The 24,491-nt window shown below is 69.1% G+C and carries 26 protein-coding genes; 12 read left to right on the forward strand and 14 right to left on the reverse strand.

Features of this window, described 5'->3' with window-relative positions:
- Positions 1-320 precede the first annotated feature (320 nt).
- Positions 321-1,427: an alanine dehydrogenase gene (ald, locus tag E3T61_RS03915; RefSeq protein WP_134639597.1), complete on the forward strand. Its 1,107-nt coding sequence runs from the start codon at positions 321-323 to the stop codon at positions 1,425-1,427.
- Positions 1,428-1,660: 233 nt separating this feature from the next.
- Here ald and E3T61_RS03920 read toward each other — a convergent pair whose 3' ends face one another.
- From E3T61_RS03920 to E3T61_RS03945, 6 genes are all read right to left on the reverse strand, one after another.
- Positions 1,661-2,146, reverse strand: coding sequence for a hypothetical protein (locus tag E3T61_RS03920; RefSeq protein ID WP_134639598.1), 486 nt, complete (start codon positions 2,144-2,146; stop codon positions 1,661-1,663).
- Positions 2,143-2,418 (reverse strand): helix-turn-helix transcriptional regulator, encoded by a 276-nt coding sequence (locus E3T61_RS03925; RefSeq protein WP_134639599.1) that lies wholly within the window; start codon positions 2,416-2,418, stop codon positions 2,143-2,145. Before E3T61_RS03925 ends, E3T61_RS03920 begins: the two co-directional genes overlap by 4 nt.
- Positions 2,419-2,492: 74 nt before the next feature.
- Positions 2,493-3,032 (reverse strand): TetR/AcrR family transcriptional regulator, encoded by a 540-nt coding sequence (locus tag E3T61_RS03930; protein WP_134639600.1) that lies wholly within the window; start codon positions 3,030-3,032, stop codon positions 2,493-2,495.
- Complete coding sequence (locus tag E3T61_RS03935; protein WP_134639601.1) at positions 3,029-3,622, reverse strand: sugar O-acetyltransferase; 594 nt, start codon at positions 3,620-3,622, stop codon at positions 3,029-3,031. The genes E3T61_RS03930 and E3T61_RS03935 overlap by 4 nt, the downstream gene beginning before the upstream one ends.
- 104 nt (positions 3,623-3,726) lie before the next feature.
- Positions 3,727-4,398: a response regulator gene (locus E3T61_RS03940; RefSeq protein WP_134639602.1), complete on the reverse strand. Its 672-nt coding sequence runs from the start codon at positions 4,396-4,398 to the stop codon at positions 3,727-3,729.
- The gene (locus tag E3T61_RS03945) at positions 4,377-5,600 is read right to left on the reverse strand and encodes a sensor histidine kinase (protein ID WP_166793134.1); all 1,224 of its coding nucleotides are present in this window, start codon (positions 5,598-5,600) and stop codon (positions 4,377-4,379) included. The genes E3T61_RS03940 and E3T61_RS03945 overlap by 22 nt, the downstream gene beginning before the upstream one ends.
- A 132-nt stretch (positions 5,601-5,732) precedes the next feature.
- On the opposite strand from E3T61_RS03945, the gene E3T61_RS03950 reads away from it, so the two are divergent.
- The 7 genes from E3T61_RS03950 to E3T61_RS03980 all read left to right on the forward strand — a co-directional run bounded on the left by E3T61_RS03950 (position 5,733) and on the right by E3T61_RS03980 (position 11,367).
- Complete coding sequence (locus E3T61_RS03950) at positions 5,733-6,656, forward strand: CPBP family intramembrane glutamic endopeptidase (RefSeq protein WP_166793135.1); 924 nt, start codon at positions 5,733-5,735, stop codon at positions 6,654-6,656.
- Positions 6,657-6,676: 20 nt separating this feature from the next.
- Positions 6,677-7,681: an epimerase gene (locus E3T61_RS03955; protein ID WP_134639605.1), complete on the forward strand. Its 1,005-nt coding sequence runs from the start codon at positions 6,677-6,679 to the stop codon at positions 7,679-7,681.
- A gap of 57 nt (positions 7,682-7,738) precedes the next feature.
- Positions 7,739-8,143, forward strand: a complete 405-nt coding sequence (locus E3T61_RS03960; protein ID WP_134639606.1) for a TOBE domain-containing protein — start codon at positions 7,739-7,741, stop codon at positions 8,141-8,143.
- A complete protein-coding gene (gene modA, locus E3T61_RS03965; protein ID WP_134639864.1) occupies positions 8,140-8,943 on the forward strand; it encodes a molybdate ABC transporter substrate-binding protein in 804 nt (267 codons plus the stop codon). The genes E3T61_RS03960 and modA overlap by 4 nt, the downstream gene beginning before the upstream one ends.
- Before the next feature lie 4 nt (positions 8,944-8,947).
- A complete protein-coding gene (locus E3T61_RS03970; RefSeq protein WP_134639607.1) occupies positions 8,948-9,766 on the forward strand; it encodes an ABC transporter permease in 819 nt (272 codons plus the stop codon).
- The gene (locus E3T61_RS03975; protein ID WP_134639608.1) at positions 9,763-10,848 is read left to right on the forward strand and encodes a sulfate/molybdate ABC transporter ATP-binding protein; all 1,086 of its coding nucleotides are present in this window, start codon (positions 9,763-9,765) and stop codon (positions 10,846-10,848) included. Before E3T61_RS03970 ends, E3T61_RS03975 begins: the two co-directional genes overlap by 4 nt.
- 78 nt (positions 10,849-10,926) lie before the next feature.
- Positions 10,927-11,367, forward strand: a complete 441-nt coding sequence (locus E3T61_RS03980) for an SRPBCC family protein (RefSeq protein WP_134639609.1) — start codon at positions 10,927-10,929, stop codon at positions 11,365-11,367.
- A gap of 56 nt (positions 11,368-11,423) precedes the next feature.
- Here E3T61_RS03980 and E3T61_RS03985 read toward each other — a convergent pair whose 3' ends face one another.
- Positions 11,424-11,600: a DUF1059 domain-containing protein gene (locus E3T61_RS03985; RefSeq protein WP_134639610.1), complete on the reverse strand. Its 177-nt coding sequence runs from the start codon at positions 11,598-11,600 to the stop codon at positions 11,424-11,426.
- A gap of 94 nt (positions 11,601-11,694) precedes the next feature.
- The gene (locus E3T61_RS03990; protein WP_241992375.1) at positions 11,695-13,332 is read right to left on the reverse strand and encodes a peptide chain release factor 3; all 1,638 of its coding nucleotides are present in this window, start codon (positions 13,330-13,332) and stop codon (positions 11,695-11,697) included.
- A 172-nt stretch (positions 13,333-13,504) separates the two neighbouring features.
- Here E3T61_RS03990 and E3T61_RS03995 point away from each other — a divergent pair, with 172 nt between their 5' ends.
- The gene (locus tag E3T61_RS03995) at positions 13,505-14,467 is read left to right on the forward strand and encodes an ROK family protein (RefSeq protein ID WP_134639611.1); all 963 of its coding nucleotides are present in this window, start codon (positions 13,505-13,507) and stop codon (positions 14,465-14,467) included.
- Here E3T61_RS03995 and E3T61_RS04000 read toward each other — a convergent pair.
- The 6 genes from E3T61_RS04000 to E3T61_RS04025 all read right to left on the reverse strand — a co-directional run bounded on the left by E3T61_RS04000 (position 14,464) and on the right by E3T61_RS04025 (position 21,329).
- On the reverse strand, positions 14,464-15,987 hold the full coding sequence (locus tag E3T61_RS04000; RefSeq protein WP_134639612.1) for a glycoside hydrolase family 3 N-terminal domain-containing protein: 1,524 nt from the start codon (positions 15,985-15,987) through the stop codon (positions 14,464-14,466). The genes E3T61_RS03995 and E3T61_RS04000 overlap by 4 nt on opposite strands.
- Complete coding sequence (locus tag E3T61_RS04005) at positions 15,984-16,910, reverse strand: carbohydrate ABC transporter permease (RefSeq protein WP_134639613.1); 927 nt, start codon at positions 16,908-16,910, stop codon at positions 15,984-15,986. Before E3T61_RS04005 ends, E3T61_RS04000 begins: the two co-directional genes overlap by 4 nt.
- Positions 16,907-17,851: a carbohydrate ABC transporter permease gene (locus E3T61_RS04010; RefSeq protein WP_134639614.1), complete on the reverse strand. Its 945-nt coding sequence runs from the start codon at positions 17,849-17,851 to the stop codon at positions 16,907-16,909. Before E3T61_RS04010 ends, E3T61_RS04005 begins: the two co-directional genes overlap by 4 nt.
- A gap of 43 nt (positions 17,852-17,894) precedes the next feature.
- Entirely contained in the window at positions 17,895-19,247 is a 1,353-nt protein-coding gene (locus E3T61_RS04015; RefSeq protein WP_134639615.1) for an extracellular solute-binding protein, read from the reverse strand.
- Between the two features lie 69 nt (positions 19,248-19,316).
- Positions 19,317-20,492: an ROK family transcriptional regulator gene (locus tag E3T61_RS04020; RefSeq protein WP_174776985.1), complete on the reverse strand. Its 1,176-nt coding sequence runs from the start codon at positions 20,490-20,492 to the stop codon at positions 19,317-19,319.
- Between the two features lie 165 nt (positions 20,493-20,657).
- A complete protein-coding gene (locus E3T61_RS04025) occupies positions 20,658-21,329 on the reverse strand; it encodes a nucleoside/nucleotide kinase family protein (RefSeq protein ID WP_134639616.1) in 672 nt (223 codons plus the stop codon).
- Positions 21,330-21,481: 152 nt separating this feature from the next.
- Here E3T61_RS04025 and E3T61_RS04030 point away from each other — a divergent pair, with 152 nt between their 5' ends.
- The 3 genes from E3T61_RS04030 to E3T61_RS04040 all read left to right on the forward strand — a co-directional run bounded on the left by E3T61_RS04030 (position 21,482) and on the right by E3T61_RS04040 (position 24,414).
- Positions 21,482-22,147: a GAP family protein gene (locus E3T61_RS04030; protein WP_166793137.1), complete on the forward strand. Its 666-nt coding sequence runs from the start codon at positions 21,482-21,484 to the stop codon at positions 22,145-22,147.
- Between the two features lie 205 nt (positions 22,148-22,352).
- Entirely contained in the window at positions 22,353-23,744 is a 1,392-nt protein-coding gene (locus E3T61_RS04035) for a DUF6421 family protein (RefSeq protein WP_134639618.1), read from the forward strand.
- Between the two features lie 4 nt (positions 23,745-23,748).
- Positions 23,749-24,414 carry an SDR family NAD(P)-dependent oxidoreductase gene (locus E3T61_RS04040; RefSeq protein WP_241992376.1) on the forward strand — a complete coding sequence of 222 codons (666 nt, stop codon included), beginning with the start codon at positions 23,749-23,751 and terminating at the stop codon, positions 24,412-24,414.
- Positions 24,415-24,491: the final 77 nt, after the last annotated feature.

Consider the following 24,491-nt stretch of genomic DNA (forward strand, 5'->3'; position numbering starts at 1 on the left):
AAGACCTCCGGGTTGAGGAATGGGACCTAGACAGCTCCACCCTCCACCGGAGGTCTTCATCATTTCAAGGGATCACACATCAACCAACGTCCCTGGGCAGTACAACTAGTGATGCGCATCCGCCCGGCCGCCGAATAATCTGCGGCCGCCGCCCGCACGGCAGGCCCCGGCGCACGGAAATCGAAACGCCTGAAACCAGTTTTTTCGTGATTCTTCGGTCGAAACGTGCAGGAAACGTTAAGCCACCACTATTTCCTGCAGGGAGCAGTTGATTGTTCGGGCTGAACCCGCATCCCTCACCTTCTTGAACTGGAGCCATCATGCGCGTCGGAGTCCCCACCGAAATCAAGAACAACGAAAACCGGGTGGCCATCACCCAGGCGGGAGTGTCCGAACTCACCCGCCGCGGCCACGATGTTGTCATCCAGCGCGGCGCCGGACTGGGCTCCTCGATCACCGACGACGCCTACGCGCTGGCGGGCGCCACCATCCTCGACACCGCGGCGGAGGTCTGGGCCACTGCGGACCTGCTGCTCAAGGTGAAGGAACCCATCGCGGCCGAATACGGCCACCTCCGCGCCGACCAGGTGCTCTTCACCTACCTGCACCTGGCCGCCGACCGCGCCCAGACCGACGCCCTGCTCGCCTCGGGCACCACGGCGATCGCCTACGAGACCGTGCAGTTGCCCAACCGCACCCTGCCGCTGCTCTCGCCGATGAGCGAGGTCGCCGGGCGCCTGGCCGCGCAGGTGGGCGCGTACCACCTGATGAGCGCCGCCGGCGGACGGGGCATCCTGCTCGGCGGCGTGCCCGGCACGCCCAAGGCCAGGGTCGTGGTGATCGGCGGCGGCGTCGCCGGCGAGCACGCCGCGGCCAATGCGCTGGGCATGGGAGCCGACGTCACCATCGTCGACCTCTCGGTGCCGCGACTGCGCGAGCTGGAGGCCCGCTTCGAGGGCAAGATCCAGACCCGGGCGTCGTCGGCGTTCGAGATCGCGGCCCAACTCGCCGATGCCGACCTGGTGATCGGCTCGGTGCTGATTCCGGGAGCGGCCGCGCCCAAGCTGGTGACCGACGAGATGGTCGCCGGCATGAAGAAGGGATCGGTGCTCGTCGACATCGCCATCGACCAGGGCGGCTGCTTCGAGGGCTCACGGCCCACCACCCACGATGAGCCCACCTTCGCCGTGCACGGCTCCGTCTACTACTGCGTCGCCAATATGCCCGGCGCGGTGCCGGAGACCTCGACCCGGGCGCTCACCAACGCCACACTGCCGTACGTGATCGCCCTCGCCGACAAGGGCTGGGAACGGGCGATCGCCGAGGATGCCGCTCTGGCGGCCGGGCTGAACATCCACGCCGGCGCCGTCACCAACGCCGGTGTCGCCGCCGCGCTCGGCCTGCCGCTGGCCACCGCCCGGCGCTGACGCGCCGGCGGATGCGTCCGCGTGCGGCGTGCGGGGCAGGCGCCGCTATGCGGGTGGCGCGCCACCCGCATAGCGGCGCGGCACCCGCGGAGCGCCCATCGAGGCTCGCAGGCGGGGCACATGCCACTGCGCGGGTGGGGCGCCACCTCGGCGCACTCCCTGCGCAATGGCGCGCACCCCACCGATCGAGCCACCACCGCGAGCAGCCGGAGGGCCGGGTGCCGGCCGGATGCCTAGACCTTCATGCGCAGCGCGGTGACAAAGGTGGGGATGGTGAGGATCAGCTGCCAGGAGATCACCGGGATGATCACCATCACCTCCATCGGAGCGGCCCACCAGGGGCTCTGGGCCAGGAGCATCAGCGCCACCGTGATCACGAAGACCACCGAGAGCACCCGGTACGACTGCGCATAGACCAGACCGCGGATCTGCGCCTGCCGTTCGTCGAGCACCTCGGGCGACAGCTCTTCGACGCCGCGGGTGGACGCCTTGAGACCACCGAGCGTGAACACCAGCGCGATGCTGAGCACCACCATGCCGCCGACGAAGACACCGATGGGCATCAGGGCGACGAAACCGATGATCACCCCCTCGGCCACCAGCACGGCGAGGAGCCCGGCTGCCAACAATCGGCGCGCGCGGGGGTTGCGCAGGCTCTCCATCGAGGGGTCATCGAGCCGGGCCGCGCGGCGTTGCTGGGAGGTCGGGGAGGCATTCATCGGTGTTCTCCTTCGGTGTTGTAGAGCTGGTCGGCCATGCTGGAAAACGGCGTCAGCGAGAAGACGGCGTCCAGCGGAACGGCAAGCGCCGCCGCGATCCGCAGGGCGAGCACCAGGCTCGGGCTGTACTCGCCGCGCTCGAGATAGCCGATGGTTTGGTAGTGCACCCCGGCCAGCTCGGCGAGCTCCTTGCGGCTGATACCGCGCTCGGCGCGCAGCACGGGCAGCCGCGTGTAGAACTGCGGCTGTTCATCCGCAACTTGCTTCTTCATGTAGTAAATATACTACATTCAACTGCAAACGCACAACTGATACCCCCGGGCACCGTTCGTTACGGCGCCGCGCGTCACGGCGCCGTAATCCGCGCAACGGCATCCACGGTGCGGCGCGAATCGGTCGGTTCGGTGTCGAGCGCCCGGTGAATGGAGAGGCCCTCGATCAGCGCATCGAGCTGGGCAGCCGCATCCGGCGAGAAGTGCCGCTCGAGGGCGGCACGGCTGCGGCGCATCCATCGGTGCGTGATCTGCCGATACTCGGGACTGCGCGCAGCCAAGGCATAGAGCTCGTGCGTGAGCACAAGGTCCCGGGGCGAGGCCAGGAGATCATCGTGGATGATGCCCACCACGGCCGCGCGCGCCTCGGCCACACTGCCGGCTGCCCCCAGTCGCTCTTCGAAGACGGCCACCACGGTGTCCGAGAACCGGGTGAAGGCCTCTCGTAGGAGCTCGTCCATGCCGGTGAAGTGGTAAGTCATCGAGCCGAGCGGCACATTCGCCCGCTCGGCGACTTTGCGATGCGAGGTGCCGGCCACCCCGGCCTCCGCGATCAGCTCCAGGCAGGCGTCGATGATCCGGTCGCGCCGGTCGGGGTCGAGTCTGCGGGTCACCGATCGTCGTCCGGCAGCGCACGGATGACCCGGGCCGGGTTGCCCACGGCGATCACGTTCGCCGGCACGTCCCTGGTGACCACGGAGCCGGCACCGATCACGCTGTTGTCGCCGATGCTCACGCCGGGCAGCACGATGACGCCGCCGCCGAGCCAGACGTTGTCGCCCAGCACGATGGGCAGCGCGGCCTCGAGCTTGTCCCGGCGGGGCTGTGCGGCCAGCGGATGCGTGGGGGTGAGCAGTTGTACGTTCGGGCCGAGCTGGCAGTCCTTGCCGATGGTGATCGTGGCCACATCGAGGGCGGTGAGGTTGTAGTTGATGAAGGTGCCGGCGCCCACGGTGATGTGCGATCCGTAGTCCACGAAGAGCGGCGGCTTGATGAAGGCTCCCTCGCCCAGATCGCCGATCAGGTCGTCCAGGATCAGCCCGGCCGCAGCCGCATCGGTCGCGAATGCCGCCTGGTACTCGGCGGCCAGCCGCACAGCGCGGTGGGCCGCATTCTCGAGGTCAGGATCGTCGGCGACATAGAGGTCTCCGGCCAGCATTCGCTCCCGGTTGGTGCGGTCGTCTCCCGCGAAATAGTCAATCATGCGTACGAACGTACACTAGTTGCGTGCGCAGCGCGGTCACGAAGGTGGGCATAGTGCGTAGACCAAACCGCGAATCTGCGCCTGTCACTCGTCGGGCACCTCGTTCAGTTCAGCGCGGTGTGCACGCAGATGGCGATCTGTACCCGGTTGGCCACCGCGAGCTTGTCCAGGATGCGCCCGACGTGGGTCTTCACGGTGGTCACGCTCACGAACTGGGCCAGGGCGATCTCAGCGTTGGAGAGCCCCTGGGCGATGGCGACCGCGACGTCCCGCTCGCGCGCCGTGAGCTGGTCGAGTCGCGCCCTCGCGTCGGCGCCCACCTGCCGTTCGGGCTGCCCGGCGACGGCCTGGATCAGCTGGGCGATCACAGGTTGCGACAGGGCGGTGCGGCCGGCGGCGACCTGGCGCACCCCGTCGATGAGCTCCGCCGGCGGGGTGTCCTTGAGCAGGAACCCGCTGGCGCCGAGGCGGAGCGCGGTGAGCACGAGTTCGTCGGTGTCGAAGGTCGTGAGCACGATGATCTTCAGGTCTGGCTGCCGCGCCAGCAGCTCCCGGGTGGCGGCCAGGCCGTCCAGGTGCGGCATCCGGATGTCCATCAGGATCACATCGGGGTGGCACTCGGCGATGAGCAGCATCCCGGCGCGGCCATCGCCGGCCTCACCCACGACCTGCAGCTCGGGGTGACCCTCGAGGATCAGCCGGAGCCCGGTGCGCACCAGGACTTCGTCGTCGACGAGGACGATACGGACGCGGGTCACTGCGTCCACGGCAGCCACGCAGCCACGGTGAACCGGCCCGGCCCGGCGGTATCGACGCTCAGTTCGCCGCCGGCCAGGCGGGCGCGCTCGCGGAGGCCGCCCAGACCCATTCCGGAGCGCGGCTGCCCGCCCGGCGCGGGCGATCCGGGCACAACGGTGTTGTCCAGGCGCAGCGTGACCCTGGTGCCCGGCGCCCCGCCCAGGTGCACCACCACGGTCTGCCCCGGAGCATGCTTCCGCGCGTTGGTCAGGCCTTCCTGCACAAACCTGTAGAGGTGCCGGCTGGTGGCCGAGTCGAGAGTATCGAGCTGCTTGGCCACCGCATCGTCGATCTGGAGCACGGCAGGCGTCCCCGCCAGCCGGCTCTCCTCGAACAGGGCGGGCAGGTCGGCCAGAGTCGGTTGGGGTTGCGTCCGCTGCTGGCCGGTGGTGTCTGGATCGTGGAGCACACCGAGGACGTCCCGCAACTCGCTCAGCGCGCGGTGGGCGTTCTCCCGCACGATGGTCACGGTGGCTGCCCGCTGCGCCTCCGGCAGATCGGGCCGGGACTCCAACACGCCGGCGTGCAGCGCCACCAGCGACAGGCGGTGAGCGAGAACATCGTGCATCTCCCGGGCGATGCGGGCCCGCTCAGCCGACTGCGCCTGGTCACGCTTGGCCTGCTGTTCCCTGCGGGCGCTGTCGGCCTGCTCCCGCAGGGTCGCCAGCAACTCCCGGCGTCCGCCGATATACATTCCGGTGATCGGCAGGATGCTGCTGAGCGCGGCGGCCACCAGGACGAGCTGCCAGGTGGCAACGGAGTCCCGCACCGGCAGCAGCAGATCGAAGAGTACCGTCGCGGCGACGAACAGCACAGTGGCCGCCGCCGTCTCGGGCCAGCGCCGCCGGGTGGACAGCGATACCAGCACCAGAGCCGCGGCTCCCGTGGCTGTCGCCGACACCGCGGCGACCGCGATGATGCCCAGCAGCACGGCCAGCGGTGCCCGGCGGCGCAGCGGGATCAGCCCCACCGCCACGAGGCCCAGCACGACGTCCAGAACCAGCCGGCCGCCCAGCGCCAGCGACTCGGGCGCGGTCGGATCCGTGGCCTCGAGCGCCGGTCCGTAGCTGAACAGCATTGCGATGAGGCCCGTACTCAGGGCCAGGGCCATCCGCCACAGGGTGCCCCAGAGGGCCGCGCTACGGCGGAGCGGCCTGATCGAGGGTGACGCTGTGCTCATCGCACCAACCCTAGTTCCGCCGCTGAACCCCGGGCACCACCACCGGGAGGAGCCCAAGGTCATCCTTTCGGTCAGCGCTGTCGGCGCCGACAGGGGATGCGACCGCCCCGCTTTCCCGCGAACATTGGATTCGTGACCCACCCCACTCAGACCGAAGCCCAGCCAGAGCTCCCCCTGGCCGCCCACACTGCCTACCACCGCCTCGGCCGCACGTCGCCGCGGTACCGCTGGTGGAAGCCGCTGCTCGTCGGCATTGTCGGATCGGTGCTCTACCTGCTCGCGCTCCTGGTGCTCTTCACCGCAGCGGTGGTCACCTCACTGATGGTGCCCGATGTCGCGCGCGTCTTCGAGGACCTCGGGGATGCGTCGCTCAACTTCGACATGTCCGACCCGGTGACCTTCACTCTGGTCATCCTCAGCATCATCCCGATGCTGCCTGCGCTGCTACTCGCCACCCGGATCATCGGCGCCCAGCGGATCGGGCTGCTGTCGTCGGTCCGGGGCCGGCTGCGCTGGGGGCTGCTGCTACAGAACACCCTGTTCGCGCTCGTCGTCTACGCAATCGGCTACCTGACCATGTTCTCGACCAGCGCGCTCACCGGGGGCACCGTGACCCTCGAGGTCGTGCAGCCACAGCTGCCGCTGATGCTCCTCCTCATCGTGCTGCTCATTCCGGTGCAGGCGGCCGCCGAGGAGTACGTGTTCCGGGGCTACCTGGCGCAGACGATCGGCGGCTGGCTGCGACACCCCGCCTTCGCCATCCTGCTGCCGATCCCGATCTTCGTGCTCGGTCACGACTATGGGCTGCTCGGCTCGATCGACGTCGCCTTTTTCGCGGCCGTGGCCGGCTGGCTCACCTGGCGCACCGGTGGCCTGGAGGCCGCCATAGCCCTGCACATCGTGAACAACGCGACGATATTCGGACTGGGCACCATCGGCCTGGTCGACCCCAACGCCACCGACGCGGCCCTGCCCGACCTGATCTACTCAGCGCTGATGACCGCCGCCTTCGTGCTCCTGGTGGAGCGCTCCCGGCGCCGCGAGCTCGCCGAGTGAGGTACTCGTAAGCTAGGCCCGTGGGGGACACCAGAGAACGCGCAGTGGTAGCCGGGGCATCCGGATTCATCGGCCAGAGGCTCGTTCGCGAGCTCCGCGACCAGGGGTACCAGGTCGCCTGCATCGGCCGCTCCGGTCCCGACGCGAGGTGGGGTGACGATGCCGCCGTGCGGTCGCTGGTCGACGGCGCCGACCTGCTGGTGAACCTGGCCGGGAAGATCGTGAACTGCCGATACACGGATGCCAATCGCACCGAGATCCTGCGCTCCCGGGTCGACACCACCAGAGAACTCCACGCGGCTGTCGCCGCGAGCGAGCGGCCGCCACGGCTGTGGCTGAACGCGAGCACGGCGACCATCTACCGGTACGCGCTGGACCGCCCGATGACCGAGAGCACCGGGGAGATCGGCTCGGGCTTCTCGGTGGACATCGCCCGTGAGTGGGAGGACGAGTTCTTCGGCGGCGACCTGCCCCAGACCCGGCGGGTGGCGCTCCGGATGGCGATCGTGCTCGGCGACGGCCCGGCCACCGCGATCCTCGAACGCCTGGCCAGGGTCGGGCTGGGCGGGCCCCAGTTCGACGGCCGGTGGTTCCCGCACCGGCGCTACCGCGGCATCGGCGCCCACCCCTCCGGCAACGGCAGCGCGCCGTCCCACCGCTCCCGCGGGCGGCAACGTTTCAGCTGGATCCACATCGACGATGTGATCGGAGCCGTCCGGTTCATCGTCGTCCACCCGGAGATCGCCGGGCCGGTCAACCTGGCCGCGCCGCACGCCAGCGACAATCGCACGCTCATGGCCACGCTGCGCCGCAAGGTGGGGGCTCCGATCGGTCTGCCGGCATTCCGCTGGATGCTTGAACCTGCCATGTGGCTGCTTCGCACCGAACCCGAGCTGGTGTTGAAGAGCCGTTGGGTTCAGCCGGAACGACTGCTCGCCGCCGGGTACACCTTCGTCTGGCCGCGCCTCGACCCGGCGATCGACGACGTCGTGCTGCAACGACGTGCCGCGCGTCGCACCAGCTGAGGCCGCCCGCGACTAAACACCGGCTATCTCCGCGAAAACGGTAATAGAGTGGCTTTCATGTCTCAGATACGGATCAAAGACGCCGCCGCGTTCCTCAGCGTCAGCGACGACACCGTACGCCGTTGGATCGACAACGGTACTCTGCCCAGCTCGAAGGATGCCTCCTCCCGCACCGTGGTCGACGGCCTCGCGCTCGCCCGGTTGGCCCGCACGAACGCCGTACTGCCCGAGGACCCGTCCGGGATCGGCCGGTCCGCCCGCAACCGGTTCGTCGGCCTGGTCACCGACATCGTCATGGACACCGTCATGGCCCAGGTCGAGATCCAGTGCGGCCCGCACCGGGTGGTGTCCCTGATGAGCAGCGAAGCCGTGCGCGAGCTCGGCCTGGAGCTCGGCTCCGTTGCGATCGCCGTCGTCAAGGCCACCACCGTCATCGTCGAAACCCCGGCGGGCAAGGCCTGATCGTGACCCGTCCCCTCCGGGCGCTGACACTGCTGGCCGCGCTCGGCATCCTCAGCGCCGGCCTCACCGGATGCGCCGCCCCGGCCGAGACCGCGCCACCCGCTTCGGCGTCCGCCGACATCCTCGAGGGCAGCATCACGGTCTTCGCCGCGGCCTCGCTCACGACCACCTTCACCGAGCTGGCCGACGCATTCGAGGCCCAGCACTCGGGAACCACGATCTCGCTCAACTTCGCCGGCTCCTCTGACCTCGTCACCCAGATCACCGAGGGCGCCCCGGCCGACGTGTTCGCCTCTGCCGACACCAAGAACATGACGAAGCTCACGGATGCCGACCTCCAGAAGACCGACCCGGTCGACTTCGCCACGAATGCGCTCGAGATCGCGGTCCCACCGGGCAACCCCGCGGGCATCGCCGACTTCGCCGACCTGGCCACGCCGGGGCTGAAGCTGGTCGTCTGTGCCCCCGAGGTCCCCTGCGGGTCGGCCACCGTCGCCATCGAGAAGTCCGCCGGCATCACGCTCAGCCCGGTGAGCGAAGAGTCGTCCGTCACCGATGTGCTCGGCAAGATCACCTCCGGCCAGGCGGATGCCGGCCTGGTCTACGTCACGGATGTCACGGCCGCCGGCGACGCCGTTGAGGGCATCGAATTCGCCGAATCCGCCGAGGCCGTGAACACCTACCCGATCGTGGCTCTGAAGGATTCCACCTCCCCCGATGTGGCCCAGGCCTTCATCGAGTACGTCACCGGCAGCGCCGGCCAACGCGTTCTGGCGGCCGCCGGGTTCGGGGCGCCGTAGCCGCATGAGCCCGGCAGCGAAGCAGTATTCAGGCGTCCCCGCGTGGGTCGCCGCCCTCGCCGTGGTCGGCGCGACCTTCGTGCTCTTGCCCCTCGCGGCGATGGTGCTGCGAGTCAACTGGGCCGAGTTCATCCCCCTGATCAGCTCGGAGTCCTCGGTCGCCGCGCTGCTGCTCAGCCTGCGCACCTCGCTCGCGGCCACCGTCCTGTGCGTGATCTTCGGCGTGCCCATGGCCCTCGTGCTGGCCCGCACCGATTTCTGGGGCCAGAAGCTACTCCGGTCGCTGGTGTTGCTCCCGTTGGTGCTGCCGCCGGTCGTCGGCGGCATCGCCCTGCTGTACACCTTCGGCCGGCGGGGCCTGCTGGGCCAGACGTTCGAGGTGCTGGGCATCGACATCGCGTTCACGACGACGGCGGTGGTGCTTGCGCAAACGTTCGTCGCGCTGCCGTTCCTGGTGCTCAGTCTGGAGGGGGCGCTGCGCACGGTGGGTACCCGTTACGAGGCGATCGGCGCCACCCTCGGCGCCGGCCCGTCCACGGTGCTGCGCCGCATCACCCTGCCCCTGGTGGTGCCGGCCGTGGTGTCGGGGGCCGTGCTCTCCTTCGCCCGCGCCCTCGGCGAGTTCGGCGCCACCCTCACCTTCGCCGGCAGCCTGCAGGGCAGCACCCGCACCCTGCCGCTGGAGATCTACCTGCAGCGGGAGACCGACCCGGACACCGCGGTGGCGCTGTCGCTGGTGCTGGTTGTCGTGGCGATCGTGATTGTGAGCCTTGCCCACCGCACGGGCCGGCCCTCCCTGCGCCGGGCACGGGAGCTGTCGTGACTTTCTCCGTCGACCTGCACGTCACCGACCGCGACGTTCGCCTGCACCTCACCGTGGCGGCCGGCGAGACCGTCGCCGTCCTCGGACCCAACGGCGCCGGCAAGTCCACCCTTCTCAACAGCATCGCCGGGTTGATCAGACCGGATAGCGGGCGGAGCCAGCTGGGCGGCACCGTCCTGTTCGACCTGCCGGCCGCCGGGTCCGGCCGCCGCGTCTGGCGGCCGGCGCACCGGCGGGGGGTCTCGCTTCTCGCACAGGAGCCGCTGCTGTTTCCGCACCTGAGCGTGCTCGACAACGTCGCGTTCGCGCCGCGGAGCGCGGGAGCGTCGGCGCGTCACGCCAGGGAGACCGCGATGCACTGGCTCCGTCAGGTGGATGCGGAGCCGCTCGCGGCCCGCCGCCCGGCCGAGCTGTCCGGCGGGCAGGCACAGCGGATCGCGGTCGCGCGCGCCCTCGCCTCCGACCCCGGCCTGCTACTGCTCGACGAACCGCTGGCCGCCCTCGACATCTCCGTAGCGCCGGCGGTGCGGCGGATGCTGCGCCGCGTACTTGTCGATCGCAGTGCCATCATCGTGACGCACGATGTGCTCGACGCGTACACCCTCGCCGATCGGGTGATCATCGTCGAAAACGGTCGGATCAGCGACGAGGGCACTCCTGCCGAGGTCTTCGACCGCCCGCGCGGCGCCTTCGCGGCCGGGCTGGCCGGGCTCAACCTGCTCACCGGCATCCGCCGGGGCACCACCCTGATCACGGCGGATGCCGTAGCCGCTGTCGCGAACCTCCCCGAGCCGGGCGTAACCGAGGGGTCGCCTCTGTCACTGGCGGTGCGTCCGGCCGCCGTGGCGGTGTCGATCGCGCCGCCGACCGATCCCCGGCTCATCAGACTCCAAGCCGAACTGATCGACCTCGAGCCCCGCGGCGATTTTGTTCGGGCGCGGAGCGCCGTGCTGGCCGCTGATGTGAGCCCGAAGGAGGCGGCGCAGCTCGACACCGCCGTGGGTTCGCCGGTCTGGTTCTCCTTTCCGACGAGCGCCGCCACGCTGTATCCCACCGTGCCCTCCGAGAATTCGGCACCGTAATACCGGCACCGTGATACCGGCACGGGGCAGGCGCGCTATTGTCGTGGCGAACCGTGGCGCCAACCGAGGAGGCCGCTCATGAGCGTCGGACTGACCATCACCCGCACGATCGCGGCGCCACCCGAGCGCGTGTTCGCCGCCTGGACCCGGCCGGAGGACTTCTCGGTGTGGTTCGGCGGCAACGCCGTCGACGTGCCCACCGAGTCCGTGCTGATGGACGTGCGGGTGGACGGCCGGTGGACGGCCGTGATGCACGTGCCCGACGGCAGCGAGATCTACTGGCACGGCCGGTACACCGAGGTCGACCCGCCCCGGCGGTTGGCCTTCACCATGGACGACGACCCGGCCTCCGACACCCTCGAGCCCGTGGTGGTGACGTTCGCACCGGCCGCCGGCGGCACCGAGATGCGGCTCACCCAGCCACGCGACGATCTCACCAACGAACAGCTGGCGCAAACCTTGCTCGGCTACAACTCGTTCTTCGACACCATGGAGATCCTGCTCGCCGGTCGCGATTGATCCGCCCTACTGAACTGCGGTGGTGATGAGGCCGCCCGGCGGCACGGATGGGTGTGTCAGGAGACGGCCACGATGCGGTCCGTGATGCTCTGAGCCATCTCAGCGCTGACAGAGTCGAGATTATGCACCTTGCTGGCATGCCGGGCGACAAGCACGAGAATCTCGTCGTCGGTGGAACTGACCCAACTCGCGGTGCAGCCGGGCACAACATCTCCACATGCAAAAGACTTCAAGACACTCTCCCCTTGTTGTCGTCGCCGGCAGGCGACTTCCTGACCTGGTCCGCTTCCGAGTGTAGTTCGGGGGCGACGCGGTTCGGGTTTGGAGCTAGTAGCGCACCTCGTCGACCGGCCCGCCGCCGGCGAGGTCTTCGAGCAACAGCTCCGGGTGGTCGCGCACGGTGTTGCGCAGCCGCCACGGGGTGCTGAACAGGGCCAGCAGGGTTCCGTCGCTGCGGCGGAGCACCTCCACCTGACGGTCGTGGCCGAGGATCAGCGCGCTCTCCTTGTCGGTGCGGCGGGCCAGCTGGTACGGCAGCACGTCGCTGCGGATGGCGGCGCCGAAGTCGTGCGACATCCGCTCTTCGACCACTTCGAACTGCATCGGGCCCACTGCACCGAGCACCGGAGCCTGGTCACCGCGGAGGTCGGAGCGCATCACCTGGATGACACCCTCGTGGTCAAGCTGGTCGATGCCGCGGCGGAACTGCTTGTGCTTGCTGGTGTCGGCAGGGCGCACGGCGCGGAAGTGCGCGGGCGCGAACATCGGCAGCGGCGGGAAGGTGACCGCGGGGGCGCCCTCGTGGATCGAATCGCCCACGCGCAGGGCTGAGGCGTTGACCAGGCCGACGATGTCGCCGGGCCAGGCTTCCTCGGCCACCTCGCGGTCCTTGCCGAACAGCTGCTGGGCGTACTTGGTGGCGAACGGCCGGCCGGTGGCGGAGTGGGTGACCACCATGCCGCGGCGGAACTGGCCCGAGCAGACCCGCACGAACGCGACGTAGTCGCGGTGCGAGGAGTTCATGCCGGACTGCACCTTGAAGACGAAGCCGGAGAACGGGCTGGTCACCGGGCGGTGGCCGCCGTCGGCGTCCAGGCGGGCCTCGGCGGGCGGGGCGAAGTCCACCAGGGTGTCCAGGATGTGCTGCACACCGAAGTTGAGCACGGCGGCGGAGAACAGCACCGGGGTGGTGATGCCGCCGAGGAAGGACTCTTCGTCGTGGTTCTGGCCTTCTTCGGCGAGCAGTTCGGACTCTTCGGCGGCGGCGACCCAGGCATCGCCCTCTGCTGCGGCGGCTTCGTCGGCGGTGGTGCGCTCGGAGTCGGCACGGGTGGCGCCGCCGGCGGTGCGGTTGAAGCGAATGAAGTCGCTGGTGCCCCGCTCGATCACACCACGGAAATCGCCCGCGATACCCACCGGCCAGGTGAGCGGGGTGGGGATCAGGCCCGTGCGGGTGCGGACCTCGTCCATGAGGTCGAGCGCGGCTGAGCCGGGCCGGTCCCACTTGTTGATCACGGTGATGACGGGCAGGCCCCGCTGCTTGCACACCTCGAAGAGCTTCATGGTCTGCACCTCGAGGCCCTTGCTGGCGTCCACGAGCATGACCGCGGCATCCACCGCGGACAGCACCCGGAAGGTGTCCTCGGAGAAGTCGGCGTGGCCGGGGGTGTCGACGAGGTTGATCACGCTGTCGCGGTACTCGAACTGGATGGCGGCGGAGGTGATCGAGATGCCACGCTCCTGCTCCATGGTCATCCAGTCGGACACGGTGCCGCGACGGCCGGCCTTGCCGTGCGTGGCGCCGGCGGTGGTGATGGCGCGCGCATGCAGCAGCAGCGCCTCGGTGAGCGTGGACTTGCCCGCGTCAGGGTGGGAGATGACGGCGAAGGTGCGCCGGCGAACGGCCTGAGCCTCGACCTCTTTCGGGGACACCTCGGTGCCCGGGGTCACGGTTGCTTCAGCCACTTGCTCAGTTTCCTGCCTGTATACGTCTGTCAATACGGCGCTTGCGCGCACGCGTCCTTCAAACCTAACCTGCGCGGCTGTTCAACTCCTCCCCGCTAATTGTTACCGTCCTTTACAAATAGCGCCGGCACATGGGATAATTTCGGTACCTACCGCTGAGGAGCCCCCCGCCATGACCGACGTGACCCTCACTTCGGTTGTCGGCCAGGCCCTCCCGCTCGGCAATGGCGAGGCCGTGATCGCCGTTGATGTCGGCGGCACCGACACCAAGGCCGCCCTCTTCGACACGTCCGGCCGCATGCTCGGCCTCAGCCGCACGCCGACACCGGTGGATGGCGAGCGCACGGCGTTCTCGGTCATCGCCCGGGTGCAGGAACTCACGCTGCAGTTCGCCGCGCACTTTCCCGATGTGCAGCCGCGCGCGGTGGGGCTGCTCGCCCCGGGGGTCGTCGACGACGACGCCGGCATCGGCGTGCTGTCCACCAATCTGCACTGGTCGAACGTGCCCTTCAAGAAGCTCACCGAAGACCTCATCCACCTGCCCACCACGTTCTCGCACGACGTGCGGGCTGCCGGCGAAGCCGAATTCAGGCTCGGCGCCGCCCGCCCGTATCGCAACGTGGTCGTGCTGGTCATCGGCACCGGGATCGCCGGGTCGCTGTTCATCAACGGCCGGGCGCACACCGGCGCCGGCTATGCGGGCGAAATCGGCCATTCGATCGTCGACCCGGCGGGCCCCCTCTGCGGCTGTGGGGCTCGCGGGTGCCTGGAGAGCATCGCCTCGGCCGGCGCGCTCGTGCGGCGCTACACCGAACTCACCGGCAGCCGCCCGAGCGGAGCCCGCGAGGTGCTGGCCCTCGCCCAGGCCGGCGATGCCGCCGCGACGGCGATCTGGAGCGATGCCCTCGACGCCCTCGCCCTGAGCATCGCCCAGCTGGCCGCGATCCTCGCCCCGGAGGCTGTCGTGATCGGTGGCGGGCTGGCGCAGGCAGGCGACCGACTGTTCGTTCCCTTGCGTGAGCGGGTGAATGCCCTGCTGAGCTTCCACCGTCGACCCGTGATCGTGCCGGCGTCGATCGGCGAGAACGCCGGCCTGCTCGGCGGCGCCCTGCGCGCCCGCGACCTGGTGAGCTAGGCCGGCGTAGCCACCAGCAGCTCGAGCAGCGCCCGCCCGGCCAGCCGGGACGCACCGAAGGTGGCGATGTCGGCGTAGGCGAGGTCATCCGACGGCCAGCCCATGTCGACCACGAGCACATCACGGCGCTCGGCCCGGAGGGCATCAACGAGGTCGCGAATGAACGGATGCCGGTGGTTGTCTTTGCCGATCACGACCACGGCTGACCGGTCCGAGATTTCCGGCGCCTCATGGTCGGCCGCCGTGCGGCTGACGAGAGGCCTGGCCCGCCACGCGGCCGCGAGGCCTGAGTCCGGGTGGGCTGCCACCTCGGCGAACGGCCCCCAGGGCGCGGCGCCGACGGCGATGTTCGTCACGGTTTCCAGCCGCACCACCGAGTAGGTTTCCGGTGCCGCCGCGAGCCACCGCTTCGCGTGGTCGCTGACGGCGAAGGACGCGATGATGCGCCCGGTGTCGAAGCGGGGTTCGGTCGCGGCCAGTGCGGCATCCGGCACCGGGATGTTCAGTGTCGCCGCGCTGATGCCGGCGGCCAGGCGGTGCACCCGGCCCGCGGCCTCGGCGAGCCGGCCCTGCGGGAGGGTTCCGTTCTCGACGGCGGCGAGGATCGCGGCCTCGATCTGGTCGAGCTGTTCGGCGGTGTTCTCGGTGCCGATGCAGAGCAGATCGCAGCCGGCCGCCAGCGCGGCGGCGGCGGCTCCCGGGATGCCCAGGATGCCGCTGGCACCCTTCATGTCCAGGGCATCGCTGACGATGACGCCGGTGAATCCCAACTCGGTGCGCAACAGGCCGCCGAGCACCCGCGGCGAGAGCGTCGCCGGGTTCTCCGGGTCGATCTGGGGCAGCAGGATGTGCGAGGTCATGATGGTCTGTGCGCCCGCGGCGATCGCGGCGCCGAAGGGCACCAGTTCCCGCTCCCGCAGGGTCGCCGTCGGCAGGTCGACGACGGGCATGGCCAGGTGGGAGTCGAGGGCGGTGTCACCGTGGCCCGGAAAATGTTTGGGGCAGGCGGCGACCCCGGTGGACTGGACTCCGCGCACCCAGGCGGCGGAGTGCAGGCCCACCCGGGCCGGGTCGACGCCGAAACTGCGCACACCGATCACGGGGTTGTCGGGGTTGGAGTTGACGTCGGTGTCCGGGGCGAACGTGAGGGTGCAGCCGGCCTTGCGCAGTTCCCAGCCGACCAGCCGGCCGACCTCCTCGGTGTAACCGAGGTCGTCGATCCGGCCGAGGATGGCGTTGCCGGGGTAGGGCGAGCCGGAGTGGAAGTAGAGCCGGGTGACGTCGCCGCCCTCCTCGTCGATCGCGATGACCGCGAGCGGGTTCGCGGCGCGGATCGAATCCGTCAGGGCCCGCAGCTGGTCGATCGAGACGATGTTCTGCCCGAACAGGCACACGGCGCCGAGACCGTCCCGCAGGCGCTGGCGCAGCCAGCCCGGCAGCTCCGTGCCCACGAAGCCCGGCATCAGGGTGGCCCGGATGTGGCTACGCACCGGGGTCTCGTCGCCGAGCAGGCCGGTCATCCCTTGACCGCCCCGCTGACCAGTCCACTGGTCATTCGGCCCTGCACGAAGAGGAAGAAGATGATCACGGGAATGGCCACCATCGTGGAGGCCGCCATCACCTGGCCCCAGTCGGTGGCCCGGCTGGCGCTGGCCTGGATGAACCCGCGGAGCCACAGCGGAAGCGTCTGGCTGGAGTTGTCCTGTAGCAGCACCAGGGCGACCGTGAACTCGTTCCAGGCCTGCAGGAAAGCGTAGACACCCGACGCCACCAGACCGGGAGCGAGGAGCGGGAAGGTGATGCGCATGAAGGCCTGGGTGCGGCTCAATCCGTCGATCATGCCCGCTTCCTCGAGGTCGGCGGGCACACCGGCGACGAAGCCGCGCAGCATCCAGATCGTGAACGGCACGACGGCGGCGATGTAGATGATGCTCACCCCCACGATCGAGTTGAGCATGTTCAGGCTGCCCATCAGCTTGTATTGGGCGATGAAGAGCCCCTCGGCGGGCAGCATCTGGATCAGCAGCACAGCCAGGACGAACGCCTTGCGCCCGCGGAACCGGAACCGACTGATCGCCAGAGCCCCGAGGAACGCGAAGAGCAGGCAGAACACCACGGTGATGATGGCGATGGCCGTGCTCATACCCAGGGCGGGCAGGAAGGTGCCGCCGGAAAAGACCGCAACGAAGTTGTCGAGCGAGCCGCCGAACGGCAACCAGGTCGGGGTGGTGCTCTGCAACACCACATTGGGCAGCAGCGACGAGTTGAGCATCCAGTAGACCGGGAACACCCAGATCAGCGAGACCACGATGCCCACAACTCCCAGCACGATCCGTCCGGGCCGGATGCGGCGGGTACCGCTCCGGCCACCCGGTCGCCGGGCCGGCGGAGCGCTCGGTCGGGACAGGGAGGCGGCCGAGGCGGTCTGGACTGTCGAGGTCATGATTCGTCCTCCTTGAGCATGCTGCGTACGTAGAACCAGCTCAGCGCCACGGTGAGCACGAGCACGAAGATCGAGACGGCGCTGGCCATCGCGAAGTCGCTGGAGCCGACGCCGAGTTGGTAGATATAGGTGCCGAGCAGGTTGGTCTCCGAGGCGATCGAGCCGACATCCTGCAGCAGCCGGATCTGGGTGAACACCCGCAGGTCCCAGATCACCTGCAGCAACAGGATGATGGCCAGCACCGGCCGGATGATCGGAACGATGATGAACCGGAGCCGCTGGGAGAGCGTGGCGCCGTCCAGCTGGGCGGCCTCGAGCACCTCGGTGGACACCTGGGTGAGACCGGCGTAGATCGAGAACGCCACGAACGGAACACTCATCCACACCACGATGACCATGGCGACGACGAAGAACGACAGCGGGTCGGCCAACCAGTTGTGGTTCTGGAAATCCAGGCCGATGCCGGTCAGGACCGAGTTCAGCACGCCGCGGCGCCAGTCGATGAGCCAGTTCCAGACCGTCATCGCCGCGACGACGGGCATCGCCCAGGCGAGCAGCATCGAGATCTGCAGGGTGATGCGAACGGCCGAGTGCACGGCGTTCATCAGGAGCGCCATGAGCGTACCGATGGCCATGGTGACCGCGGCCGTGACCAGACAGAAGGCCAGCGACCGAGCCACCACGGTCCACATGTACGGGTCGGTGAACAGGGTGACGTAGTTGTCGAACCAGACGAACTCCGGGGGCTGGCCGAACTGCTGGGAGAGTCCGAACCTCTGCATAGAGGTGATGAACTGCCAGACCAGCGGGTAGCCGAGCGCCAGGATCAGGATGCCGCAGGCCGGGATGACCAGCAGGTACGGCGTTGATCTGCCCTTTTTGCGGGGCCTGGCCTGGCGCGGCGGATCAGCCTGGCCCAGCACGAGGTTCTGCGTGGTCACGCCGGCCCTCCTTTCGTTGTTCGTCCGGTTCGACAGGTGCTTGTTACTCGCCGTTCAGCATCGGCGTCAGCTTCGCGTCGTATTCCTTCGCGAGGGCCTTGAGGTCGGTTGCACCCTCGATCTTGCTGAAGAACTCCTCCATCACGAGCGAGCCCTCCACCGTGGCCCAGCCTGGCGCCGCCGGGGTGAGCTTCGAGTTCGAGGCAGAGGCGATCAGCGCCTCGGCGAACTGGTCGTCACCGAGCGAGTCCACGTAGTCGCTGTTCGCCGGGCCGAGGCCGTTCTGGCCGAGCATGGTCTGGTAGTCCCCCGAGTAGATGATCTTGAGCAGGCTCTTGGCCAGCTCGGGGTTCTTGCTCGTCGCGGAGATACCGATGTTGGATCCGCCGGCGAAGACCGGGGCAGGTTTGCCGTCGTTGCCCGGCAGAGCGAAGACCGCGTTCTTGGTGTCATCCCAGGTGCGGGTGGCCTTGCCGTCGGCGTCGGTGCCGAGTGTTCCGATTGACCAGTGCGCCCAGGTGGGCGCCATGATCGTGGCGGCGGACAGCGAGGTGTTCGACGTGACCGCGCCCTCGGCATCCTTGATCTCGTCGCTGTCGTTGAGGTAGATGTACTGGTTGGAGTCCTTGGCGTCGTTGGGCGCGTTGGAGGCGGACTTGTACAGCTCCTGCAGCTGGGCGAGGCCCTTCAGGGTGTTCTCGGAGGCCAGCGTCGAGGTCCAGGTGCCGTCCTTGACGGTGGCGAGGTCGCCGTCGTTGGCGAAGATCCAGGAAATGCCGTTGCGCCAGTCCTGGCCGCCGAGGTAGAAGCCCGAGAAGTCGGGGATGCCCAGCGGGTCGGCGGCGTTGATCGCGGCGACGCCGGCATTGAACTCGTCGAGGGTCGTGGGCTGCTCGACGCCGGCTGCCGCCCAGACGTCGGCCCGGGTGAACACGGCGCGCGAACCGAAGTAGTACGGCAGGGCATAGTTCTTCTCGCCCACCTTGCCGGCGTCGACGAAGGACTGCAGCAGCTTCTCGCCGCCGAGCTCCTCGTACAGGTCCGAGATGTCCAGGAACGCCCCCACGTTGGTGAAGGTCGACGACTGGGTGTTGCCCAGCTCGGCGACGTCAGGCGTGTTGTTGGCGTCCGGCAGCGAGGTGGTCAGCTTCGTGACGAGGTCTCCCCAGTCCTGCTGCTGGATGTTCAGCGTGGCGCCGGTCTCAGCGGTGAATTCCTTCTTGAGGTAGTCGCGCAGTTCATCGGGGGTGTCACCGCCGGCGAGCCACAGGGTGATGCTCTTGTCGCTGTTGTCGGAGGAGGCGTCAGCGCCGTCATCGGCCGCGGATGAACATCCCGCCAGCACGAGCGCAGAGGCGGCGGCCAGTGCGGTGAGAGATACGAGCTTTCTCTTCATGAGCTTTTCCTTTCGTGGATTGCCGACGTTGGCGGGCGCCACATCGTTGGTGCAGGGGAAGCGTTGGGGCTAGGAGACTCCGAGTTGTGCGGAGAGAACCATGACGGCCGCGCCGCGGAGAACGATGTCCTCCCCCTGTGCGGTCATGCGCAGGGTGAGATCGCCGGTTTCGGTGGCCATGGTCCGGGACCGGAGGGTCTCGACGGTGGCCGTGGAGAGCGGGCCGTCGAGAAGTTCGGGTGGCCCGCTCAACACGATCTCGAGCAGGTTGAGGGCTCCGACGACGGGAGCGAGGATGATGCCGAGGCGGCGGCCCGCTTCGGTGAGGATGTCGGACACGGCGCGCTCGGCATCCGCCGGTGTGGCGGCCTGGGCGGTGGCGTCGTGGATCGCCGCGGTCAGCCGCGGGACCGAGAGCCACGCCTCGAGGCAGCCGGACTTGCCGCAGACGCAGAGCGGGCCGTCGTCGGTGCCGATGACGACGTGGCCGATCTCACCGGCGGCGAAGCGTTCACCGAAGATGGCCCGACCGCCGATCAGCAGGCCGGCGCCGACACCGTGGCCCACCTTGACCAGGAGCAGATCGTGGTCGGCGCCGCCGAAGCTGTGTTCGGCGAGCACGGCGGCGTTGGCGTCGTTGACCACCCGCACCGGCAGGCCGGTCGCATCCTGCAGCCTGGCCTGGAGCGGCTGGTCCCGCCAGCCCAGGTTGGGCGCGTTCCGCACGACGCCGGCCCGGTCGACGATGCCGGGGGACCCGATGCCGACACCGAGGATCGGGGCGGTGGCCCGGGCGATCACCTGGGCGAGGAGTTCGGCGACCTTGTCGAAGGCGGCCTCGCCGCGGGCTCCGGCCAGCTCGACCTCCGAGCTGGAGAGCACCGCACCGTCGAGGCTGAGCACGGCGCCGCGCAACCGGGTGTGCCCGGAGAGGTCGAGCGACACGATCTGGAACGCGACCCGGTTGATGTCCAGCAGGGTGGCCGGTTTGCCGGGGCGCGACTCCTGCCGCTGGCCGAGCTCGATGACGAGGTTCTCCCCCATCAGCTCGCTGATCAGGTCGGACACCGTCACCCGGGTCAGGCCGGTTTCCCGGGCCAGGTCCGCGCGGCTTTGCAGGCCGGAGCGATACAGCGTCTGCAGCACCAGGGTGCGGTTGTTCAGGCGGATGTGTTCGGGCAGGACCTTCGTCGTGGGACGGAGGGCCCGGTCCTGGATCATCCGCGGGGCGCCGGTAGCTGTCATGTTTGTTAGTAAACCTTACGAACGAAACGCGCGCAAGGGAGAACAAACTATTGGCCGAGTGTTTACCAAGTCGTGACGCGGCAGGGCCACCGCCCGCCGGGCCGGCCGTCCAGGCTCAGCGCGGCAGGCCGCGAAAGTGCGTGCGCTGCGAGGCCGATGAACACATCACCCTCGGCATACTGCCCCGGAGACCGACAGATCGGCCCGGACCCTGGTCTGCTCGATCAGGATCGCGTTTGCGCCGTCCACCGAGCTCGCCCAGGCGTCGGCCGCCTCGGGGCTCCGGCCGTGCCGGGTATGCCGGTCGACCAGGCGGGAGTGCCGTTCTTCAGCGGCGGTCCGGCAGAACCAGGTCTCGGCGAGAAGCCCCGGGATCCGGTTCCACGGTTCCTGGTCGACGAGGAGGTAGTTGCCCTCCGCGATCACGATCCGGGTGCCGGCCGGAATCGCGATCTCGCCCGCTATGCCCTCATCGACCGTGCGCCCGAAGCTCGGCGCGTAGACCGTGTGGTCCTGCTCGTCGAGCACCCGGTTCAGCAGGGCGACGAAGCCCCACCCATCGAAGGTGTCGATGGCGCCCTTACGGTCGTGGATGCCGAGCCTGTCCAGGGTGGCGTTGGCCAGGTGGAAGCCGTCCATCGGCAGGTACACCGCTCCCGGCTGCCCGTCCCCCTCGTTGAGGCGGTCGACGAGCTGTTTGGCGAGAGTGGTCTTGCCCGCGCCGGGACTGCCCGTGATGCCGACGATGATGCGGCCATGCTCGGCCGGCAGGTCGAGGACGCGCCGGGCAAGGTCCTCCAGGGTGAGGTCGTCCACGTCGTCCTCGTCGATGTTCATGTGACAACTATCCAGGTTGATGAGCACATTGTCCTGCTCGATGTCGTCGGCAGCGCATCCGCCGTCGGCTCAGTACGACCGGCCGCGTGCCCCTTCTCCCTGCGCCGAAGCGGTGGCACGATTGGCCTGAGCCGAACTGGAGGTGGCCCGTCGTGATCGTGGCATTCGGCGCGGTGCTGCCCGTTGCGGTCGCGGTCGCACTGAGCCCGTTCCCGATCATCGCCGTCGTTCTTGTCCTGCTCTCCCCGTCCGGACGCTCCGCCGGGCTGGCATTCCTGGCTGGTCGGGTCGTGGGCGTTGCGCTGATCGTTGTGCTCGTCGCCGCGATCTCGGACCTCCTGGAGCGATCGGAGGATGCCGCACCCATAGTCGCGCTGCTCCGCCTTCTCGTGGGTGCCGCCCTGGTGGTGCTGGCGGTGTGGAAGTGGCGGGGCCGGCCCAGAACCGCGGCCGACTCGGCCCTGCCCGCCTGGATGGGCGCGATCGAGGGCAGCTCGCCCGCCGGGGCCGCCAGGCTGGCGTTCCTGCTCTCGGTGGCCAACCCGAAGGAGCTGCTGCTCGGAGTAGGGGCCGGCGTCACCATCGGCAGCGCGGGCCTCCCCCTGGCCGCGACGCTCACGGTGGCCGCCGGGTACACGGTGATCGCGTGCCTGAGCGTCCTCGTCCCCGTGGGCGTCTTCGTCGTTGCCGGCGAGCGGATCCGGGAACGGCTGAACGAGGTCAGGGAGTTCCTGGTTCGCCACAACACAGCGATCATGAGCGTGGTGTTACTCGTGATCGGCGCCGCCCTCATCGGTGGCGGCCTGGCCGATCTGTGAGCTGACCTGACCCGGAGCGTGATCACCGGGCGCCGCTTCGCGATTCCGGAGCGACGTATTCACGCGCGCGGGCGGCAGAACACGGTGATTCCCTGCGAATCCCCGCATGAAAACACCGCCGAGCCCCGGATACGCTGGTGGCGGCGCGCACCGATGCGCGTCAAACCCGCCGCGCTCGCGGCATTCACGAGGACGGGAGGTTCCCATGTCGAATTACATTGCAGATGCACTGGTCGGTGAGCCCGAGGTTCTCGAAGACGCTGGCACCACCGGCCTGGTCGGATCCCCCGCTTGGCTGCGGCTGAAGAACGCCGCCACGGCCCTCCAATCGATGCAGGCGCAGGACGGCTCGATCCCCGAGCCCGGCGCTCACCGGGATGCCCGCGCATCCGTCGCCGAGATCACCACGGCAATCACCGAGCTCGCCGCAGATTTCCCGCACGACGCCGAATACCTGGCCGCCGTGGTGGTCGACTTCGACCGCTGGGCGGCCGAGAACTTCGGCGTGCCCGACTTCTACGACTCGCTGATGGCCTTCCAGCCTCAGCAACAGCGGGCGAACGGCATGCGGCACCTCGTGGTGTTCCCGATGTACACACAGAACGGCAGCACCAACCGGCTCGTGGAGGCGGTGCTGATCGAGGTGATCTGGCCGGAGTTCGTGGCCGAACTGGAGCTTGAATACACGAACAAGCTGTTCGTGCCCATCAGGTTCCTCGACTTCACGGCCGGTTACGACACCAATTCGGCTGTGCTGTTCCCCGAGACCGTCGCGATGCGGCAGATCCCCACCTTCACCTGGGGCGCGATCTTCGCCGACCGGGAGGCCGCGAGGTTCCGCCGCGTGGTGCGGGCCGCCGCCGAGATCACCAGGCTCGAGCTGCCCGCCGACGCCGCGGCGCTGCTGGACGATCAGCACCTCACCGAAGAGACCTTCGTGATGTGGGACCTCATCCACGACCGCACCCACATGCGAGGTGACCTGCCGTTCGACCCGTTCATGATCAAGCAGCGGATGCCGTTCTTCCTCTACTCGCTCGAGGAGCTGCGCTGCGACCTCACCGCGTTCCGCGAATCGGTGAAGATCGAACGCGACGACGCCGCCAGCCCCGAGGCGCGCCGGCACGCCAAGCTCGTGCAGTACGCGGTGATCTTCGACCGGATCTTCAGGTTCGCCATCACCGGCACGAGGGTGCGCAACTACGACGGCCTGGGTGGCCAGCTGCTGTTCGCCTGGCTGCACCAGCACCACGTTCTGCACTGGACCGACACGGCGCTCTCCTTCGACTGGGAGGCGGTGCCCGACGTGGTGATCGCGCTCGGCGCCCAGATCGACGAGCTGTACTGGGAGTCGATCGACCGGCCGAAGAAGGCGCACTGGCTGGCGGCGTACCAGATGCTCACGAAGACCCTCACGCCCAACCCGGCGTCGACCTGGGCGCGCGGGCTGCCGCTCGAAGTGCTCGCCGGGCCGCCGAAGGGCTACACCGACCTCGTCCTCGATGACGAGTTCCCGCTCTCGATGTTCTTCGAGGCGCTCGACAAGAAGATGAAGCCGGTCATCGAGTCGACCGTGGGCATCACCGCGGATGCCTGATCCCGTGGGTGATACGCGCGCCGTCGCCGGCCACACCGTGCTTCTAGCCGGGGCCACCAGCGCTGCCGGGGTGGCCGTCGCGGCCGCCCTGGCCGGCGCCGGCGCCCGGGTGCTTGCCGTGGGTTCCGACGCGGGTCGCCTGGAGCGGGTGCGCGCGGCGGCGCCGGACGCATCCGTGTACGTGTGCGACCTGGCCGATTTCACCGCTGTGACGGCCCTGGCCGCCACGGTGCACGCCGAGCACGGACCGATCGACGCTCTCGTGCACCTGGTCGGCGGCTGGCGCGGCGGCGGCGGACTCGACGGCCAGACCGACGAGGACTGGGACTTCCTGCACGAGCGGGTGATCGGCACGCTGCGGAACACCACCCGCGCGTTCAACGCCGACCTGCTCGCCTCCCTCGCCGGCCGGTTGGCGATCGTGTCGTCGGTGTCGGTGACGGCGCCCACTCCCGGCGGCGCGAACTATGCCAGCGCCAAGGCCGCCGCCGAAACCTGGACCAGGGCGGTGGGGCACGGCTTCGCCAAGTCCGGCAACACCGCCGCGGCCGTGATCTTCGCGGTGCGCGCCCTCGACGGGCTCGAATCCCGGCTGGCCGCCGAGGTCGTGGCCCTCTGGGACTCCCCCGCGGATGCCCTGAACAACACCCGCCGCATCCTCACCCCCTGACCGCGCCGCCCGACCGCGCCGCCCTCCCGAGTGGCTACGGCGCGTTGTGCGGGTGCCGCGCCGCTATGCGGGTGGCG

This window comes from Cryobacterium lactosi, from assembly GCF_004403945.1.
Taxonomy (GTDB): Bacteria; Actinomycetota; Actinomycetes; order Actinomycetales; family Microbacteriaceae; genus Cryobacterium; species Cryobacterium lactosi.